The organism is Simiduia agarivorans SA1 = DSM 21679, assembly GCF_000305785.2.
In the GTDB taxonomy this organism is placed as follows: Bacteria; Pseudomonadota; Gammaproteobacteria; order Pseudomonadales; family Cellvibrionaceae; genus Simiduia; species Simiduia agarivorans.
This window is the reverse complement of the sequence record NC_018868.3, coordinates 2,312,383-2,330,866: the sequence shown is the minus strand read 5'-3', so window position 1 is coordinate 2,330,866 and position 18,484 is coordinate 2,312,383. Positions and strand designations below refer to the sequence as shown.

Annotated in this window: 11 protein-coding genes; 10 read left to right on the top strand and 1 reads right to left on the bottom strand. The window is 54.9% G+C overall.

Translation table 11 applies throughout. From position 1 onward, the window contains the following. The first annotated feature begins 48 nt into the window (after positions 1-48). From M5M_RS10365 to M5M_RS10325, 9 genes are all read left to right on the top strand, one after another. Positions 49-570, top strand: coding sequence for an RNA polymerase sigma factor (locus M5M_RS10365; protein WP_015047439.1), 522 nt, complete (start codon positions 49-51; stop codon positions 568-570). Then, entirely contained in the window at positions 567-2,684 is a 2,118-nt protein-coding gene (locus M5M_RS10360) for a vWA domain-containing protein (protein ID WP_015047438.1), read from the top strand. Before M5M_RS10365 ends, M5M_RS10360 begins: the two co-directional genes overlap by 4 nt. A 53-nt stretch (positions 2,685-2,737) precedes the next feature. Next, positions 2,738-3,664 carry a DUF808 domain-containing protein gene (locus M5M_RS10355; protein ID WP_015047437.1) on the top strand — a complete coding sequence of 309 codons (927 nt, stop codon included), beginning with the start codon at positions 2,738-2,740 and terminating at the stop codon, positions 3,662-3,664. Positions 3,665-4,026: 362 nt separating this feature from the next. Further along, positions 4,027-7,059 carry a TonB-dependent receptor gene (locus tag M5M_RS10350; protein ID WP_016389343.1) on the top strand — a complete coding sequence of 1,011 codons (3,033 nt, stop codon included), beginning with the start codon at positions 4,027-4,029 and terminating at the stop codon, positions 7,057-7,059. A 114-nt stretch (positions 7,060-7,173) separates the two neighbouring features. Then, on the top strand, positions 7,174-9,375 hold the full coding sequence (locus tag M5M_RS10345; RefSeq protein ID WP_015047435.1) for a polysaccharide lyase 6 family protein: 2,202 nt from the start codon (positions 7,174-7,176) through the stop codon (positions 9,373-9,375). Continuing rightward, positions 9,372-11,558, top strand: coding sequence for an alginate lyase family protein (locus tag M5M_RS10340; protein WP_016389342.1), 2,187 nt, complete (start codon positions 9,372-9,374; stop codon positions 11,556-11,558). The genes M5M_RS10345 and M5M_RS10340 overlap by 4 nt, the downstream gene beginning before the upstream one ends. Before the next feature lie 38 nt (positions 11,559-11,596). Beyond that, complete coding sequence (locus tag M5M_RS10335; RefSeq protein WP_015047433.1) at positions 11,597-12,892, top strand: MFS transporter; 1,296 nt, start codon at positions 11,597-11,599, stop codon at positions 12,890-12,892. Between the two features lie 154 nt (positions 12,893-13,046). Beyond that, a complete protein-coding gene (locus M5M_RS10330) occupies positions 13,047-13,799 on the top strand; it encodes an SDR family NAD(P)-dependent oxidoreductase (protein ID WP_015047432.1) in 753 nt (250 codons plus the stop codon). A gap of 10 nt (positions 13,800-13,809) precedes the next feature. Then, positions 13,810-14,766 (top strand): sugar kinase, encoded by a 957-nt coding sequence (locus M5M_RS10325; protein WP_016389341.1) that lies wholly within the window; start codon positions 13,810-13,812, stop codon positions 14,764-14,766. 436 nt (positions 14,767-15,202) lie between these two features. Here the strand turns inward: M5M_RS10325 and M5M_RS10320 are convergent, their stop codons facing one another. Continuing rightward, positions 15,203-15,958: a FadR/GntR family transcriptional regulator gene (locus M5M_RS10320; protein ID WP_015047430.1), complete on the bottom strand. Its 756-nt coding sequence runs from the start codon at positions 15,956-15,958 to the stop codon at positions 15,203-15,205. A 286-nt stretch (positions 15,959-16,244) separates the two neighbouring features. Between M5M_RS10320 and M5M_RS19535 the strand changes: the two genes are divergently transcribed. Further along, complete coding sequence (locus M5M_RS19535) at positions 16,245-18,065, top strand: polysaccharide lyase family 7 protein (protein ID WP_015047429.1); 1,821 nt, start codon at positions 16,245-16,247, stop codon at positions 18,063-18,065. The last annotated feature ends 419 nt before the right edge of the window (positions 18,066-18,484 follow it).

Genomic DNA, 18,484 nt, shown 5'->3' with positions numbered 1-18,484 from the left:
GAAATGGCCATTTCCCGCGTCTAACGGGAAAAGCAGGGATAACCGCGCGTGACTGACCCAGCCCTCATCAACGCAGCCCAGGCCGGCGACCGGCAGGCATTCGCGCGCCTGGTGGAAACCGAATACGACTTTATTTACCGGCTGGCGTACCGATGGTGTGGCAATGTGCCCGATGCGGAAGACGTGGCGCAGCAGGCGTGCATCAAGCTGGCCCAGTGTATCGGTCAGTACCGCTTTGACGCGGCCTTCCGCACCTGGTTATACCGGTTGGTGATCAATTGCGCCAAAGACTGGCAGCGCAGCCAGACGCGTCATCAAACTGAGGCTTTACCGGATGATTATGCCGCAGCCTCCCACATGAGCGCGGAAACCGGCCTGTTCCTCGCGGCGGTGCTGAACTGGATCGCGAGTCTTGGTGAAGGCTTTAAAGAGGCCGTGCTGCTGGTGTTGGGCGAGGGCATGACCCATGCCGAGGCCGCGCACATTCTGGAAATCAAGGAATCCACCGTGTCCTGGCGGATTCATGAAGTGAGAAAGCGCCTGCAACAGTGGCGCGGGGATGAGCCATGAGCAACACACCCAAAAAGCCCGGCCCGGCAGAGGACTGGGAACAACACCTGCGCGAGCCGGTGCCGGCACCACGTGCGAACGCACGTGAGGCCGCCATGGCCGCGGCGATGGCGGCCTTTAATGAAACCCATCAGCCGGCCGACGACGCTGTGCCGGAAAAAAAGATCAAAAGCCGCCAAGGATTTTTTCAGTGGTGGCGTCCAACGGGTAAACCCAACCAAGAAAAGGTGAACCCCGTGGAAAAGATCAATTTATTTCAGCGCAACAAGTGGATGATGACCGGCATGGCCAGCGCCAGTGTAGCGGTGGTGGCGTTGTTAGCGATCCAGCAGCAACCGGCGCCTGTTAACGATGCAAAAACGCCCGCGCTGCCGGCGGAAATGGCTGAGGGCCGGAGCACTCCGGAAAGGCGTGATGTGGATGAGCCAGAAGCGGATATGGCGCAGGCGCCTCTAGAGAGCGTTGAAGAAAGTGTAGCCAGACCGGCAGTACTTGCCGACGAGACACGCCTTGCCAAAGCTTCAAAAGCAGAGCGGGCAAAGGCCGATGCTGAGCGCCAACAGTTGATGGGCACCGTGGCACAAGAAAAGAAGCGGGAAATGGTTGCAGCTCGCCTTGCGATGCCAGCGGCACCTGCTGCGGCTTCCATGATGATGCCTTCAGAACCTGTGCCTCAACCTGCTTATCAGGAACGAGGTCGCGATGACTTTGAAACGGTGGAAGACAATCCGGTCAAACAGGTCACGGCCGATCCCGTGTCTACCTTTTCCATCGATGTGGATACGGCCTCCTACAGTTTTGTCCGCCGCCAACTGAATCAGGGTGTGTTGCCACAGAAGGATGCAGTTCGGGTAGAAGAGATGATCAATTACTTTGACTATCAGTACCCGGCGCCCACCGATACATCTGTGCCCTTCACCACCAACGTCATGGTCACCGATTCACCCTGGGCGACCGGCAACAAATTAATGCACATCGGCATCAAGGGTTACGAAATCCAGCAAAAACCCAAATCCAATCTGGTGTTTTTACTGGATGTGTCCGGCTCCATGAATGCGCCAGACAAGTTGCCACTGGTCAAACAATCTATGGCGTTGTTGCTGTCACAACTCAACCCCGACGATACCGTGGCCATTGCCGTGTATGCCGGTGCAGCGGGAACGGTGCTGGCACCAACACCGGCGCGGGAAAAACACACCATCCTGCAGGCGCTGAACCAACTGCAGGCCGGTGGTTCTACCGCCGGTGCCGAGGGCATCAAGCTGGCGTACCAGCTGGCCGGCCAGCATTTCGACAAGCAGGCGGTAAACCGGGTGCTGCTCGCCACTGACGGAGACTTCAATGTGGGCATCACGGATCGCGACGAATTAAAAGGCTTTGTGGAACGCGAGCGGGAAAAAGGCATTTATCTTTCGGTGCTGGGCTTCGGTCAGGGCAACTATCACGATCACCTGATGCAGGAGCTGGCGCAAAACGGCAATGGCGTGGCGGCCTACATTGATACCCTGAGCGAAGCGCAGAAAGTGTTGGTGACCGAGGCCACCAGCGCACTCTTCCCCATCGCACAGGATGTGAAAATCCAGGTGGAATTCAACCCGGCCAGCGTGGCGGAATACCGGCTGATTGGTTACGAAACCCGCGCGCTCAAGCGGGAAGATTTCAACAATGACAAGGTGGATGCCGGCGATATCGGGGCCGGCCACACGGTAACGGCCATTTATGAATTGACGCCCGTTGGCGGCAAAACCTTAATCGATGCCAGCCGTTACGGCACGCCTCAGGACGACGCGGGTAACGCGGCAGAATACGCCTTTGTGAAGCTGCGGTATAAACTGCCCGGTGAGACCAGGTCGCGTCTTATTGAGCAGCCGGTGGCGGCGCGCAATACCGCCAACGAACGCACGCGGGTGGATACCGGCCTGATGCGCGAGGTGGAATTTGCCACGGCAGTGGCGGGTTTTGCACAATTACTGCGCGGCGGCAAATATACCGGCAGCTGGAGCTACGACGATGCCATTGCGCTGGCGCAGGCCAATAAAGGTGAAGACCTGTATGGCTATCGCACCGAGTTTGTGCAATTGGTGCGCAAAGCGAAAATGGCGAAGGCGCTGTAAAAATTAAAACCACCCTGCGCGCCAATCGGCGCGCAACAACATAAGGAAAAACTATGGCGGGTGTAAGCCTGTTGGCGCTATTGGATGATATCGCTACCGTGTTAGACGATGTGGCCCTGATGACCAAGATGGCCGCAAAAAAAACGGCCGGTGTACTGGGCGATGATCTGGCATTGAATGCGCAACAGGTCAGCGGTGTGAGAGCCGAGCGCGAGCTGCCCGTGGTGTGGGCGGTGGCGAAAGGGTCGGCCGTCAATAAACTGATTCTGGTGCCGGCAGCATTGGCGATCAGTTTGTTTGCGCCCTGGTTGGTGACGCCGCTGTTGATGTTGGGCGGCCTCTATTTATGCTTTGAAGGGGTAGAAAAGCTCTGGCACGCACTGGTTCATAAGCAGGAAAAAGCGGACAACCGCGCGGCGTTGCAACAAGCGCTGCGTAAACCCGAAGCGGATCTGGTGGCGTTTGAGCGGGAAAAAATCAAAGGCGCCATCCGCACGGATTTTGTGCTGTCGGCAGAGATCATTGTGATTGCATTAGGCACAGTGGGGCAGGCCAGTTTCGGTGAAAAGGTGGCGGTGCTCAGTCTGATAGCCACCCTGATGACTGTGGGTGTGTACGGTCTGGTGGCTTTTATCGTCAAGCTGGACGACATGGGGCTGGCGTTGATCAATGACGCTGCCGCTACCGGCCTGGAAAAACTCAAACACACGATCGGGCGAGCCATATTGGCGTTTTGTCCCTGGCTGATGAAAACCTTGTCTGTTGTGGGCACGGCGGCCATGTTCCTCGTGGGTGGCGGTATCCTGGTCCATGGTATTGGCCCGGTTCATCATTGGGTGCAAGGGCTGGAGGCGGAATTTACTGTCATTGCGGCGATGCTGGCTAACCTCGTGACAGGCATCGTTGCCGGAGGTCTGGCTCTGGCGTTGCTCAATTCCCTGTTGGCGCTGAAAACTATCGCGTCTGGCAGCCACAAATAACCGGCAAGTTTCGCCCGGCACATCGCGCGTACACACCTGACTGCTAAGCTCAGTCAGGTGTCCTCTCAATGCTATTATCTGATCAATTGGAATTGGGACGTCAGCTTATCTGACTGATCGGTCCGCTAACGTGTTGTTCTGTGTTCGCTGAATATCGCAGAATTACTGACCAGTCGTGCGCCGGCGCAACCGAAGAATCTGGCTTGCTGACAGGGTATATTTTCAATAAAATCAATAGGTTAGGCGCTCAATTTATTTGGTCTGATAGCTGAAATCAACCTATTGAACCAATTGGTTGATCTGTTGGTCTGACTTGGATATAGTGGTTCCCGATGATAACCATAAAAATTGGAGACCCCATCATGTCGGTGACAATTACTGGAGAGCGTCGCTCAACGAGCGAAATCACAAACGAGACATTTACCCGCAGGCCGTTGGCCCTGTGGGTCAGGGCCGCTGCCCTGGCCGGATTGACTGCGCCATTGGCAATGCCGGTGCTGGCACAATCGGCCGATGCGCAAAACGCGGAAGTGCTGGAAGAAATTACCGTAACCGGTACCCGCAAGCTGGTGCAGGACCAGATTGCCATTAAGCGCGACGCTACCACCATTGTGGACGGCCTGTCCGCGTCTGACATCGGTGAACTGCCGGCGCTGTCTATTGGTGAAGCGCTCGAGTCCATTACCGGTGCGGCCTCACACCGTGAAAACGGTGGTGCCACTGAAATCACTATCCGCGGTCTGGGCCCTTTCCTGAGCGCGACCCACTTCAATGGCCGCGAAGCCACCAACGGTTCGGGTGACCGCTCGGTGAACTTCTCCCAGTTCCCGTCAGAGCTGATGAGCAAGGTTGCGATCTATAAAACCCAGGATGCTTCGATGATTGAAGGCGGTGTGGCCGGCGTGATTGCGCTGGAAACACTGAAGCCGCTGGAGTATGGCAAGCAGCGTATTCAGGGTGACGTAAAGCTCAATTACAACCCGGATCAACAGCACATCGACAATTCTCTGCAGGGCGATCTGGGTTATCGCGGTACTCTGAGCTACGTGGATCAGTTTGAATTCGGCGACGGTCAGGCCATCGGTATTTCATTGGGCGGTCAGCGTCAGGCCATCAGTCAGCCCGAAGGCGAGTACCGCAGCTCCAGTCCAACGGGCAGTTCGCTGTGGGCGTGTCTGAACGATCCCAGCATTACCAACGAGGGCTTCTTCCGTAGCTCATCTGGCGATTGTGAAGACCGCAACGATGGCAGCGGTAACAACCGCGGCTACGACACCACTATCGACCCGAATACCGGTAAAGCGGTGAGCGATGGTATTCCTTATGCGTGGACCGGCTCCAGCCGCAGCTACCGCCAGAATGAAACCTCGGACGAGCGGGATTCCTTCTTTGTCAGTTTGCAATATCAGCCGTCCGAGCGTTGGGACATTAATTTTGATGCGCAGGTGTCAAACCGTACCCAGGCCGAAGAGCGCCACGATCTGGTATTTGAGCAGAAACGCGTAACGCCTGGTGTGACCGGTGAAAACCTGGTGACCAACGCGGCCGGTGGCATTCTGCACTGGGAGGGCGATGCCCGCTTTGAAGCCAATGGTGAAAAATATTCACGTGAAGAAAACTATCAGGGCTTTGGTCTGAACGTGTCTCACAATGTGAACGATCGCCTGACCATTGAGGTGGATGCGTCCCACTCTGCAACTGATCGCGAAGAGCTGCAGATCAGCAACCGTGCGCAAGGTGACCGTATTCCGGTGGTGTGGGATATGGGCAAAACCATTCCTACCATCATCGTCGAAAACCAGGATTTGACAGACCACAGCTGGTTTGATGGCGCCTACCGTGCGCGCGTAGATCGCGAAAACGTGCGTGAAAACCGCATGGATGCGTTGCGCATTGATTTCGACTACGCCATGAATGCCGGCGTCATTACTGGCGTTAAGGGAGGATTGCGCGGTTCAGAAATGACTTATGTGCAATTTGGTGGCAGCAATGGCAATGGTTCGCGCGATGAGTACACCAGCTCCGATTCTGCGGTAGTGGCTGAAATTCAGGCCAACTGCACTATCGATTTCCCATCCAGTAAATTCTTGCACCGCGTCAGCGACGGAAACCTGATTACCAACGTCGATAGCAATGGCAATGTGATTGAAGAGGGTACCGGCAATAGTTATGCGGCCTTCGATAACCAGTGTTTTGCCAACGCACTGACGGCAGCCAACGGTGTGGATTTTGTCTACCCGGAAGTGGAGTTCCTGAACCCGGGCACCACTGACGTAACCGAAACCACCTATGCGGCTTATGTAATGGCCGACTACGAAACCCAGCTGGCAGATCGCGGATTACGCGGTAATTTCGGCGTGCGGGTGGTCAGCACAGACGTGACATCCAATGGCTACCGTGATCGCTACGTGGTGGTAACTGATCCGGTTACCGGTGTTGTCAGCCTGGAAACCGTGGCTGGCGAAATCGAAAAAGTCAGCGGTGGCGGTGATTATGTTGAGTTCCTGCCCAGCGTTAACTTCGTGTGGGACTATTCAGAACAGCACGTGATCCGCGGTGGTGTTTACCGTGGCATGTCGCGGGTGAATCCGTCCGACATGGGTTACAGTCGCACCTTCGACACCGATGACACCAGTGATCCGACCACGCTGCCTGATTTGCTGGTGGGTGCCAACGGTTCGGGCAACCCCGATGCCAAGCCACTGATGTCATGGAACGCTGATGTGTCCTTCGAATGGTATCCGAATGACGATGCAATCTTTGCTGCCGGCGTCTACTACAAGCGTTTCCTGGGTGGGTTTGAACAGCGCACCGTGATGGAAGAGTTTGTGATTGACGGCCAGACCGTGAGCTTGCCCATTACCAACGCGGTGACCACCGATCAGGAAAGTAACCTGTACGGCATTGAAATGTCCGCGGCCTATCGCTGGGATAATGGTATTGGTGTGAAGGCCGGCTACAACTACGCTGATTCGGATTTCGAGTTTGAAGACAGTCTCTACGGTGATACCTACACTACCGGTCTCGACGGCGTGCGCACGCAACTGACTGCGGGCATTGTTGACCCTGCCTCTGTGCCGGGGCTGTCCAACCACGTATTCAATGGCCAGATCTATTACCAGATCGGTGATTTTGATACCGCGTTGATCTACAAGTACCGTAGTGGCTACTTCCAGCCTTACACCAGCAACGGCACGCGCCTGCGCTATGTGGGTGATGTGGGTACCTGGGAGGCACGCGCTTCTTATGACCTCACCGATAACGTCAAGCTGAAGGTCGAGGCTATCAACCTGTTCAGTGCACCCAAGCAGCAGTACTTCTTTGATGAAGATAACTTGGGTGAAGTTAACAGCTATGGCCCGCGCATTTTTGCCGGCGTAACCGTTAAGTTCTGATAGCCAGTGCCCGGCGACGCGCAGTCGCCGGGCTTTCTTTTTCGCCTCCGAGCAGGCCCTGTATTCGTATCTGATATGATTTCTTTGATAAGACTGATGGGTGTGTTGTCCCTAATGCTTGTATCAGCCTGTGGCGGTAAACAGGCGTTAGTGAGCAACGCCACCGAATTGAGCGCTGCTATTGCATCTGCACAGCCTGGCCAGACTATTACGCTGCGTAATGGTGAATGGAAGGATGTGGAAATTTTGTTCGAGGTCGATGGTCAGGACGGCAAGCCCATTACGTTGAAAGCGGAAACAGCGGGCAAGGTACTCATCACCGGCGAATCTAATCTGACCCTGGCGGGCGACTATCTGGTGGTCGATGGTCTGGTGTTTACCCGCGGCTACTCCCCCACCGGTAGCGTTATCAGCTTCCGGAAAGATAAACAAACACTGGCAAATTATTCCCGCGTAACCAATACGGTTATCGACAGATTCAATAAGCCCGGCCGTTTCGAGCCGGATATCTGGGTGACTTTGTATGGTCGCCACAATCGCTTTGACCACAACCACCTGGTGGGCAAAATGAATCAGGGGGTGACCCTGGCGGTGCGCCTGGATACCGAACAAAGCCAGCAAAATCATCACAAAATCGATCACAACTACTTCGGTCCGCGCCAGGTGCTGGGCAGCAATGGTGGCGAGACGTTGCGTATTGGTACCAGCCACTACTCGCTGTCGGACTCCTTTACCGAAGTCAGCAATAACTGGTTTGACCGGTGCGACGGTGAAGTGGAAATTATTTCCGTTAAATCCGGTAAAAACAGTCTGACCAATAATGTGTTTTTCGAGTCTGCCGGCACGCTCACCTTGCGCCATGGCAATGGCAATATCATTGAGAATAATGTTTTTCTGGGTAACAACAAACCGCACACCGGCGGAATCCGCGTGATCAACGCGGATCACCAGGTACGCAATAACTACCTTTCCGAACTAACCGGCTATCGCTTTGGCGGCGGTCTGGTGGTGATGAACGGTGTGCCCAATTCGCCCATTAACCGATATCACGCAGTGAAAAATGTCACCATTGAAAACAATACGTTGGTGGATGTGGCTGCAATTCAACTGGCTGCAGGTTCGGACGCCGAGCGAAGTGAGACGCCCAGCAATACCAAAGTAACCAACAATCTGTTTATCGCCACCGGCATTAAGAGCGATCCGATTACCGCCTTCGACGATGTCAGTGGCATGGTATTTTCAGACAACGGTGCCTCCAACTACCAAACCGCGTTTCCTCTGGGTAGCACGGACATTCAAGTGGAAAAAAATACCGACGGTCTGTGGCAGTCAAAATCCACGCAGCATGGCATGGCGAAGCCGGCACTTCCGGTTCAACTGGATCAGGTGGGTGTGGACTGGTTTCCGAAGGGCGACGCCCGTAGTGCCCTGGATTCGGGGCGCACCATTCATGTGAAGCCCGGTTATCAGGCATTGGAACATGCGCTGAAGCAGGCGGCCCCCGGCGATGTGCTGATGCTGGCAGCGGGCGACTATCAGGTTGACCGTGTGCTTGAAGTACCTTTTGCGGTGACCATTCAGGGGCCTGAAGCGCCGCTGGATGCGCTGTCGGTCACAGTCCGCTATAGCAGAAATGCACTGTTTGAAATTCAGGATGGTGGCCAGTTGGCGTTGCGCAACCTGCTGATTGATGGTGCAGAATCGGATGATACTGCCGGCAATACGCTTATCCGTACCAGTCGGTATGACATGCTGAACAATTATCGATTGCTGCTTTCCGGCGTTTGGGTGCGCAATCTGGACGTCAATCATTCCTATTCATTGTTGAAAGTGGCCAAGTCCACCATGGCGGACGAAATTCGCATCGAAAACAGCCGTTTCAGTGATATCACCGGCGATATGCTCAAACTGGACGCGGAGATCGATGACCTGGGTATTTTCAATGCGGATTATGTGGTGCTTCGCAATAATCAGTTTGAGCGGATTCAGGGCAAGGTGTTGTCGCTGTACCGGGGCGGCACTGACGAAAGTACCTTTGGCCCGCATCTGATACTGGAGAATAACCAGTTCACCGATTCCGGACGCGGTAAACGCAATCAGGATCAATTGTTAATCGATGCCTTTGGTGCGCAGGTCGTTACCCTGAAAGGCAACCAACTCTCGGGTTCGGGCACGGTAAAAATTGAAAGCCGTGTGGGTGAACCCCTGTATGAGATAGCCGACAATCAATGGCGCCAGTCGTTGCTGGATATCCGTTATCGGGGTGAGCCTGTGGCATTGAATGCGACCGAAACGGCAGAGGAGACAGCCAAGTGAGAGCCGGTGTTTTTTTCTCCATAGTGGTTACTGCACTTATATTGAGTGCCTGTGAGTCCGATACAGATGTATCCAGGCACCCGAACTTGTTGGTGGCAGCGCAAGACGTGGCCGCAATGAAGCGTGCGGACGGCGTATCTGCACCTCTTTTTGCGGACGCATTGCAGCAAGCTCAGACTGAAGTTGATGCTGCTATGGCGCAAGCGCTGGATATTCCGCTGCCAAAAGATCCGGGTGGTGGTTACAGCCATGAGCGCCACAAAAAAAATGCCTTACTGCTTTTCCAGGCCGGGCAGCTTTACACCATCAAGGGCGATCCGCGCTATGCCAATTGGGCGGCGGAGGTATTGGTTCGCTATGCGGATCTGTACCCGACCCTGGGGTTGCATCCTGAACACAAACATCAGGCGCCGGGCAAATTGTTCTGGCAGATTCTCAATGATGCCTGGTGGCTGACTTATGTGATTCAGGCCTATGACATGGTGTTACCCGCCATGACGGAGGATCAGCGTGCGCAGGTGGAATCCCGTTTGCTGAGACCCTATGCCGACTTTTTGTCGAAAGAATCCGCCAGTACCTTTAACAAAGTTCACAATCATGGCACCTGGGCCGCGGCGGCAGTTGGCATGACCGGTTTGGTTCTGGCAGACGATTATTACGTCAATATCGCCCTGAAAGGATTGGACCAATCCGGCAAGGCGGGCTTTCTGAAGCAGATGGATCAGCTGTTTTCACCCGATGGCTATTACACGGAAGGCCCTTACTACCAACGCTATGCATTGTTGCCTTTCGTGATGTTTGCCCGTGCGCTCGATCGTCACAAACCCAGCATGGGTATCTTTGAATACCGTGACCGCATTCTGATCAAGGCCATTTACGCCGCCATTCAATTGACCGACGGCCACTATTTCCTGCCCTTGAATGACGCGATCAAAGACAAGGGGCTGGATACCATAGAAATGGTTTACGGCGTATCCATTGCTTACGCGAAAACCCAGGACAAAAATCTGTTGGCGATCGCGCGCAAGCAGAATCAGGTGGTGTTAACGGGTGATGGCCTGCGTGTTGCCGTTGATTTGGCACGCTCGGCCGACGTTCAATTTCCATTCAGCAGCCAGCTGTTCCGCGATGGCCCCAATGGCGACGAAGGCGCTGTGGCATTGTTGCGGGCGGGTGATACCACCGTGGTGTTCAAGGCTGCGTCCCAGGGCATGGGGCACGGGCATTTCGATCGGTTGGGCTGGCAACTATACAGTCAGGGTGCCGAAATCGTCAGCGATTACGGTGCCGCTCGCTACCTGAACGTGGAGCCCAAACAAGGTGGCATTTACCTGCCGGAAAATACCAGCTGGGCGAAGCAAACTGTGGCGCATAACGCACTGGTGGTGGATCGCACCAGTCATTTTGACGGCAGCGTTAAGCGCGCGTCCAAATCCAGTCCGGAACTATTGCAGTTTGTTCGCGGCGAGCAATGGCAGCTGGTGAGCGCGCGTGAAGCCAATGCCTATAAAGGTGTGGTGATGACGCGCACACAGATTTTGCTGGAGCATCCGTTGCTGTCTGGTCCTCTGGTGCTTGATCTGCTGGCGGCCGAAAGCGACGAGCAGCATGTGTATGAACTGCCTGTGCATTTTCAGGGCCAGCTGATGACGTTTTCCGGTGAGCTGGCAGTGAACACCGATGCGTTGAAGCCTTTGGGCACACAAAACGGCTATCAGCATTTGTGGCACAAGGCCACACTGGCGCCGGCAGCTCATCGGCCGCTGCAGGCAAGCTGGCTCAGCAACAACCGGTTTTACACGCTCACCGCGGTGGCGCCGGCGGATCAGACCTTGCTGGTGGCTGAACTGGGTGCCAATGACCCGGAGTTCAACCTGCGCAGGGATCAGGCATTAATTGCCCGTGCCGAAACCAGCGGCGGAGTGCAGTTTGTCCAGTTGCTCGAACAACACGGTCACTATGACGGCCGCGCGGAAACTGTAAGCCAGCCGAGATCGGCAATAGCCCGCGCCGCTATCGAGCAACACCCGGGTGCACAGGTGCTGACACTGGACACCGTGTCCGGCCAAACGCTGCGTATTGTGTTGGCTGATGATCGTGCGCCAGAGCGGCAGCACGCGCTGAGCTTAGGTGAACAGCGCGTTCAATGGCAGGGCCCCGTACACCTGTTGGTAAATCATTAATTCGCACGTGCAGTGATCAGATTATTAGGGGAGTCACTATGAAAATAAAAGGCCTGCGTTGGTGGGTAGTGGGGTTAATCGCCCTGGCGACCATCATCAACTATATCGATCGTCAATCGCTTAACGTGTTGTGGCCTGCCATTTCGCAGGACCTGTACCCGGACAAAACACCGGACGAGCGCAAAGAAATTTACGCGTTCATTTCAGTCATATTTGTTTTTTCATACGCCTTTGGTCAGGCAATTTTCGGCAAGATCTTTGATTGGGTGGGCACCCGTATGGGCTTTGTGCTGTCCATCGGTATCTGGTCGCTGGCCACTGCCGCTCACGCTTTCGCCAAGGGTTTAGTGACCTTCAGTATTTTTCGCGCCATCTTGGGCGTGGCCGAAGCCGGTAACTGGCCGGGCGCTACCAAAGGCAATGCTGAGTGGTTCCCCACCAAAGAGCGGGCCTTTGCGCAGGGAATTTTTAACTCCGGTGCGGCAATCGGCGGCATCATATCGATCCCGTTAATTGCGTTTCTCACTATCTACTTTTCCTGGCAGATGATTTTTGTGATTGTCGGTCTGGTGGGCCTGCTGTGGCTCATTCCCTGGATTGTGTTGGTAAAAGCACCGCCCAAAAGTCACCCCTGGATTTCCGAAGAGGAGCGTGAGTACATTCTCACCGGCCAGCGCAGCGACTCGTCTGCGGGTTCAGCTGACGACGATGGCTACAACCCAGGCACGATGGAAATGCTGTCCCGCAAGCAGAGTTGGGGTGTGATCATCGCCTCTGCCGCTATCGATCCCATCTGGTGGTTGTTTGTGTTCTGGATTCCCATTTACTTGTCCGAAGTCTACGGCATGAATGTAAAGGAAATCGGTATTTATGGCTGGGTGCCTTATGTAGGGGCCATGTTCGGCGCCTGGTTCGGTGGCTTGCTGGCGCAGAACCGGATGAAAGCCGGTTGGTCGGTGGACAAAACCCGCAAGCTGGTGATTACCCTGGGCTGTCTGATCATGTTGCCCACACTGCTCGCTATGGCCAATCCCGGAGAGCCTGTGACAGCGGTGCTGCTGATGGCTGTGATTCTGTTCGGCTTTCAGACCGCTATTGGCAATGTACAAACACTGCCGAGTGATTTGTTTGGCGGTAAAACCGTGGGCTCATTGGCGGGTTTTGCCGGCATGGCAGCCAAGCTTGGCGCCGTGGGGCTGACCTCTTTGGTGCCCTGGCTGACATCGGGTGGCAACTATACCCCCGCTTTTGTTATCGGCGCGGCACTGGCCATCACAGCGATGGCCGCGGTGTGGATATTGTGCCCCCGGATCGAACCGCTTAAACCCCGGTGACGAAAGCAGGATTATATCGGTCTGATAGCCGTGAGTTTAAGTCAGACAAATTGGTTGACCGATGTATCAGATTTAGTTAGAGTGAACTTATTCAGACATTATCCCGGGTCTGCGTGCTCAGGCCCGGTGCATCCAAAGAGAGAAGGTTGGAATCATGGCAGATAAATTGAAAGGAAAAGTGGTACTGGTCACCGGTGGTGGTCGTGATATCGGTGCAGCCTGCGCGCTTGAAAGTGCGGCGCAGGGCGCAAAAGTGGTTCTGACCTATATGGCCAGCGCTGAAGGTGCCAATAAAGTCTGTGCCCAAATTGAAGCAGCGGGCGGTGAAGCCGTAGCGCTGCAGGCAGACCTGACCAAGCAGGCCGATGTGGATCGTACGCTGGCTACCGTTAAAGAACGCTTTGGCAAGTTGGATGTGCTGATGCACGTCACTGGCGGTCTGGTCGCCCGTAAAACCACCGCAGAGGCCGATCAGGCATTCTGGACCCAGGTGATGGACCTCAATGTCACCTCCCTGTTCCTGACCGTTAAAGCGGCACTGCCTTTGATGTCTGAGGGTGGTTCGATTGTGACCTTCGCATCACAAGCAGCGCGCGATGGCGGTGGCCCGGGTTCTGCTGCCTATGCCGCGTCCAAAGGTGCGGTGATGACCTACACCCGTTCGCTGGCGAAAGAGCTGGGCCCGAAGATCCGTGTGAACGCGCTGTGCCCCGGCATGATCGATACCGATTTCCACAACATTTTCACCAAGCCCGAAGTGCGTGAAAAAGTCGCTGGCGGTGCCGCACTGAAGCGTGAAGGCCGTTCAGAAGAAATCGCCAAGGCAGCCGTGTATCTGGCATCTGACGAAGCATCCTATATGACCGGTGCCAACGTGGATGTGAATGGCGGTACCTGGTACTCCTGAGGTCCATCGCATGTCGGATGTAAAAATAGCGGTATTGGGGGAGTGCATGCTGGAGATTTCTCTGGCGTCGGCCACCTCCGCCGGCAGCTCGCTGCCCGCCAACCTCGCCTTTGGTGGCGACGTATTGAATACCGCCGTGTATTTGTCGCGCCTGGGTTGCCCGGTGGATTTTGTCACCGCCGTGGGCGACGACAAAATGAGCTATTGGTTGCTCAACCAGTGGCAGCAGGAAGGTGTCGGATGTGCGCAGGTGCAGCGCATCCCCGACCACGCGCCCGGCATGTACCTGATTTCAACAGATGCCACTGGTGAACGTAGCTTCAGCTATTGGCGCGATCAGTCACCAGCGCGCAAGCTATTCAACGATTCCGGCCGGGCCGAACAGATTTTTGATCAGCTGATGCGCTACCCATGGCTGTATCTGACGGGTATCAGTCTGGCGATACTGCCGCCCGAAGCGCGCAGTCGGTTACTGCGGTTTCTGGAGCACTACCGTGCGGCGGGCGGTAAGGTCGCGTTCGACTCAAATTACCGGCCTCGACTGTGGGGCGACAAGGCTGACGCGGTCCGGGCGTTTGAGCAGATCTATCGCCAGGTGGATGTGGCACTGTTGACGCTGGAGGATGAGCAGGCCTTGTTTGGCAATGGCGGCTTGCAGCAGCACCAGCAGCGTTTGCTCGACTACGGCATACCGGAATTAGTGATCAAGCAGGGGCCGGAAGGTGCCAGCATCATCGCCGGTGAATTGAACACGATTGTGCCCGCCCAGCGGGTGCGGCCAGTGGATACCACCTCGGCGGGTGACAGTTTTAATGCCGGCTATCTGGCCGAGCGCATTGGTGGCAAAGATCCGGTGGCGTCGGCAAAAACCGCACACCGTTTGGCCGCCCTGGTGATCCAGCATCGCGGCGCCATTATTCCGCGCCGCCTGATGGCAGGATTTGATCGCCCGGAAATGACCGGTTGATCAGCAACGAAATAGCTTACTGGATTGGTTAACGCGTTTTTGCGGTAAGGGCACCGCATAATCATCTCTCGCCCACGTTACGGCCGCATTAGCGGCCTTTTTTTATGACCGCCAAGGATGGCGGGGCCGAAAACTGCTCCATGCGGTTTCGGCATTCCTGACGTCCCTGTCAGTCAAATGCCGGTTTTGCAGGAGCAAGAACCGTGGTCCGACACTTCGGCGTCCATGGATGTACTGGCACCAATTTGCTCCTGCAATTGGTGCACTTCCGCCGTTCGTGGCGGTCGTATGCAAGCAGGAGCCAGGGGTTGAGGGCTTGCGATGACTGCCAAGGAAGGCTGGGTTGAAAACCGCAGCCTCCGTATTCAGCATTCAGGGCGACTATTGAACGGGGGGGCACCTGCACACTTAAGGGCGTGCAGGCGTTTGACCGGGGTTATCGGCTGAACAAATGATCCAGCGAATATTGCTGTCGGCTTTTCAGGGATTCCTGTCGCGCAGCCTCAATAGCCTGAGCTTCGGAAACGTGCAGCAGGGATTCGATCAAGCGGGCAAAATGGTGGTGCATGGCCTTGCGCGCAGCGTTGGCGTCGCGGGCTTTGAGTGCGTCATAAATGGCGCGGTGTTCATCCAACCGGTTTTTGCCATTCAGTTTGCACACGCCCTCATAGGCACGCACGATGGGCGCCGAAGTTTCCCTGATTTCCCACAATCGTTTAATGGTCATCAGCAGCGCGGCATTGTTGGTGGCCTGCGAAATAATCAGGTGGAATTGCCGGTCAGCTTCCGCCGCGGCCAGGTCGCCTTCGGCGTTTTCTTGCGCCATTAACTTCAGGGTGCCTTCCAGTTCTTTCAGCGCTTCCTCGGTGATCATGCTGGCGGCGATGGCTGCCGCTTCACCTTCAATGACGGCGCGTGCCTGGGTCAGTTCGAACGGGCCAATATCCGATGGTGCCCCTGCAACTGCTTTATGCGCTGGTTCTTTCACGTACACACCGGAGCCGGTCTTGACTCTGACTTTATCCAGCACCTCGAGAGCGATGATGGCTTCGCGGATGGTCAGCCGGCTGACGTCAAAGCGCTCGGCGAGATCCCGCTCTGGCGGCAGACGGCTGCCCGGCGGGTAATCGCCGGAGTCGATCAGTTTATTGATCTCGTCAACAACGTTCTGATAAAGGCGGCGTCCGCTCATGCTGGCTCCTGAATAACTGAATCTGATGCAGTGATCAGACAGATTTTACTGATTATTGTGCTTCCTGCCTACTCTGCCGGGGCCATGGGATACCGGCACTTTGACTATAGCGCTTATCTGACCTGTGTCGCAATATTTTTAACCTTTGGTTTACTAATCTATCTGACTATGATTTCATACCACTTTCAGGGCAGATATGAACCGCAGGATGCAGTCGACTGAGGTGCCCGTATGACGGGGAGTTGTGTTCCATAAAACCAATAATGAATGACACGAGATTAAATCAATGAAAAGAGCAAACCCTTTCCTTCTGCTTCCGCTGGCGATGGCTATTGGAAGTGCCGCCTATGCGTTGAGCCCTGTGAATGTGTCCGATAGTGGCAATGATGGGCATGTGGCCGCCAACACACTGGATGGCTCTCTGGAACCCGAGTCGCGCTGGTCGGCGCAAGGTGCAGGGCAATACCTGCAATATGATTTTGGTAGCAGCCAGATATTCGGCGCGATGAATATTGCGTTCTATAAAGGTAACGAGCGCACAACCCAGTTTCAGATTGCCACGTCTGCCAATGGCACCGACTGGTCAGTGGTATACGACGGCGTGAGCTCCGGTTCAACATTGGATTTCGAAGCCTTTGCTGTGAGTGGTGCCGCCGGACGTTATCTGCGGCTGGTTGGTTTAGGTAATAGTTCGAATGATTGGAACAGTATCACCGAAGTCAGTTTTGAATCGGAAGCAGGCGGCAGCCTGACACCGATTACCGTGCAGAGCGTTTCGGCCAGTGCCGACGATGGCAACGTGGCGGTCAATGTATTGGATAATAATTTTGACACTCGCTGGAGCGCCAACGGATCAGGCCAGACGTTGACGCTGGATCTGGGCAGCACCCAGCAAGTGGATGCAGTTGATCTGGCCTTTTATAAGGGCGATCAGCGCCAGGCTTATTTCAATTTGCTGGCCAGCACCAATGGCAGCAGCTGGTCGACGTTGGCTTCGGGGCTGGTGAGCTCCGGTACCAGCCTGCAAGCGGAGCGCTTCAGTGTGCCTTCCAGCTCGGCTCGCTACGTGCGCTATGTGGGTAACGGCAACAGCAGCAACAGCTGGAACAGCCTGACCGAAGCCGATGTATTCAGCGCCGGCTCTGTGACGCCAACACCAACACCAACGCCTACACCAACGCCAACGCCAACGCCAACGCCAACGCCCACCGGAACCTGTGCGGATATGGATCTATCCCGCTGGGGTTATACCGTATCCGATGGTGTTTCGCGCAATGACGCATCCGATATTCAGGACCTGATTGATCGCACCAATATTGGCGCAGACCTGACCTTTGACAGCGAAGGTTGCCCGACATTCAGGGCGCCAAACAAAGGCAGTACATCTACCAACTCGAGCTTTGTGCGCAGTGAGTTGAGGGAGTTGATCAGTGAATACTATGACTCTTCCGCCAACGTAAAAGGCTTTACCAAAAATAACTGGGTCACCAGTGAGGCGCCGGTTGAAAATCAGACATTGGTAGGCGGTGTGAATGGCACCATGCGCGCGCGCTTGAAGGTGAATACGGTCAGTGTGGATGCCACCAGTACAGACCAGATCGGTCGAATTATTGTGGGTCAGATTCACGGCGCAGACCATGAACCGGTAAAAATTTACTATCGCAAACTACCTGGTCACACCAAGGGTTCAGTATTTTTTACGGTGGATGGTGCCAGTGGCAGTCCGGTTGATCGCATCAATGTGATTGGCTTTACCGACAAAAACGATACAGACGCCAATGCATCGTCCGTCGAAGAGCCAGCCAATGGTATTCCGCTGGGTGCCGAATGGGAGTACGAGATCAAATTGGTGGGCGACCAGCTGACGGTGACAGTGACCTATGACGGTAACACTTACACCACGGCGGACGCCATCGCTTACACCAAAACACGCTCAAAAGTGTTGATCAACAATAGCAGCGATATCAACGCCATTACGATTTCTGATTTTTACAAAGACGACTATATGTACTTCAAGGCCGGCTTGTATAACCAGAACAACACCGGTACCGCCTCGCCCGATTATGCATCAGTCACCTTTTATGAGCTGACGGTGCAGCATGACTAATTGTGTGGTGTTCCCTCGTGTGTAGACGACACTGATCTCTCCCGATCAATTCGGATCGTTTTGCACCTTATGCGCCGCTTAAGCGGCGCTTTTTTTTGCATGCTTGCCAGCAGTAGTAGGTTAGAGGCCCAGGGCTGCGTATTTCTTGCGGAAGAAATCTGACCCGTTAGTCAACCAGTGATAGGGCAAATAACCCGAAAATGTGCGCTTGCTGACCAAATTACGCCGCTTGATTGCTGTAATTGATCAGATGGCTGGATTATTTCGGGTGTTTCGCAAATAAGGCGTGAAATTTAATAATAAGCTTATTTATCAGTTAGTTAAATGGCGTGTTAGCCCCTGTCTACGGCATTTATAAGCGCTTTTTTACTACCTTATTTCAATAAATTATATGTCAGATGTATTGATCTGATACATAG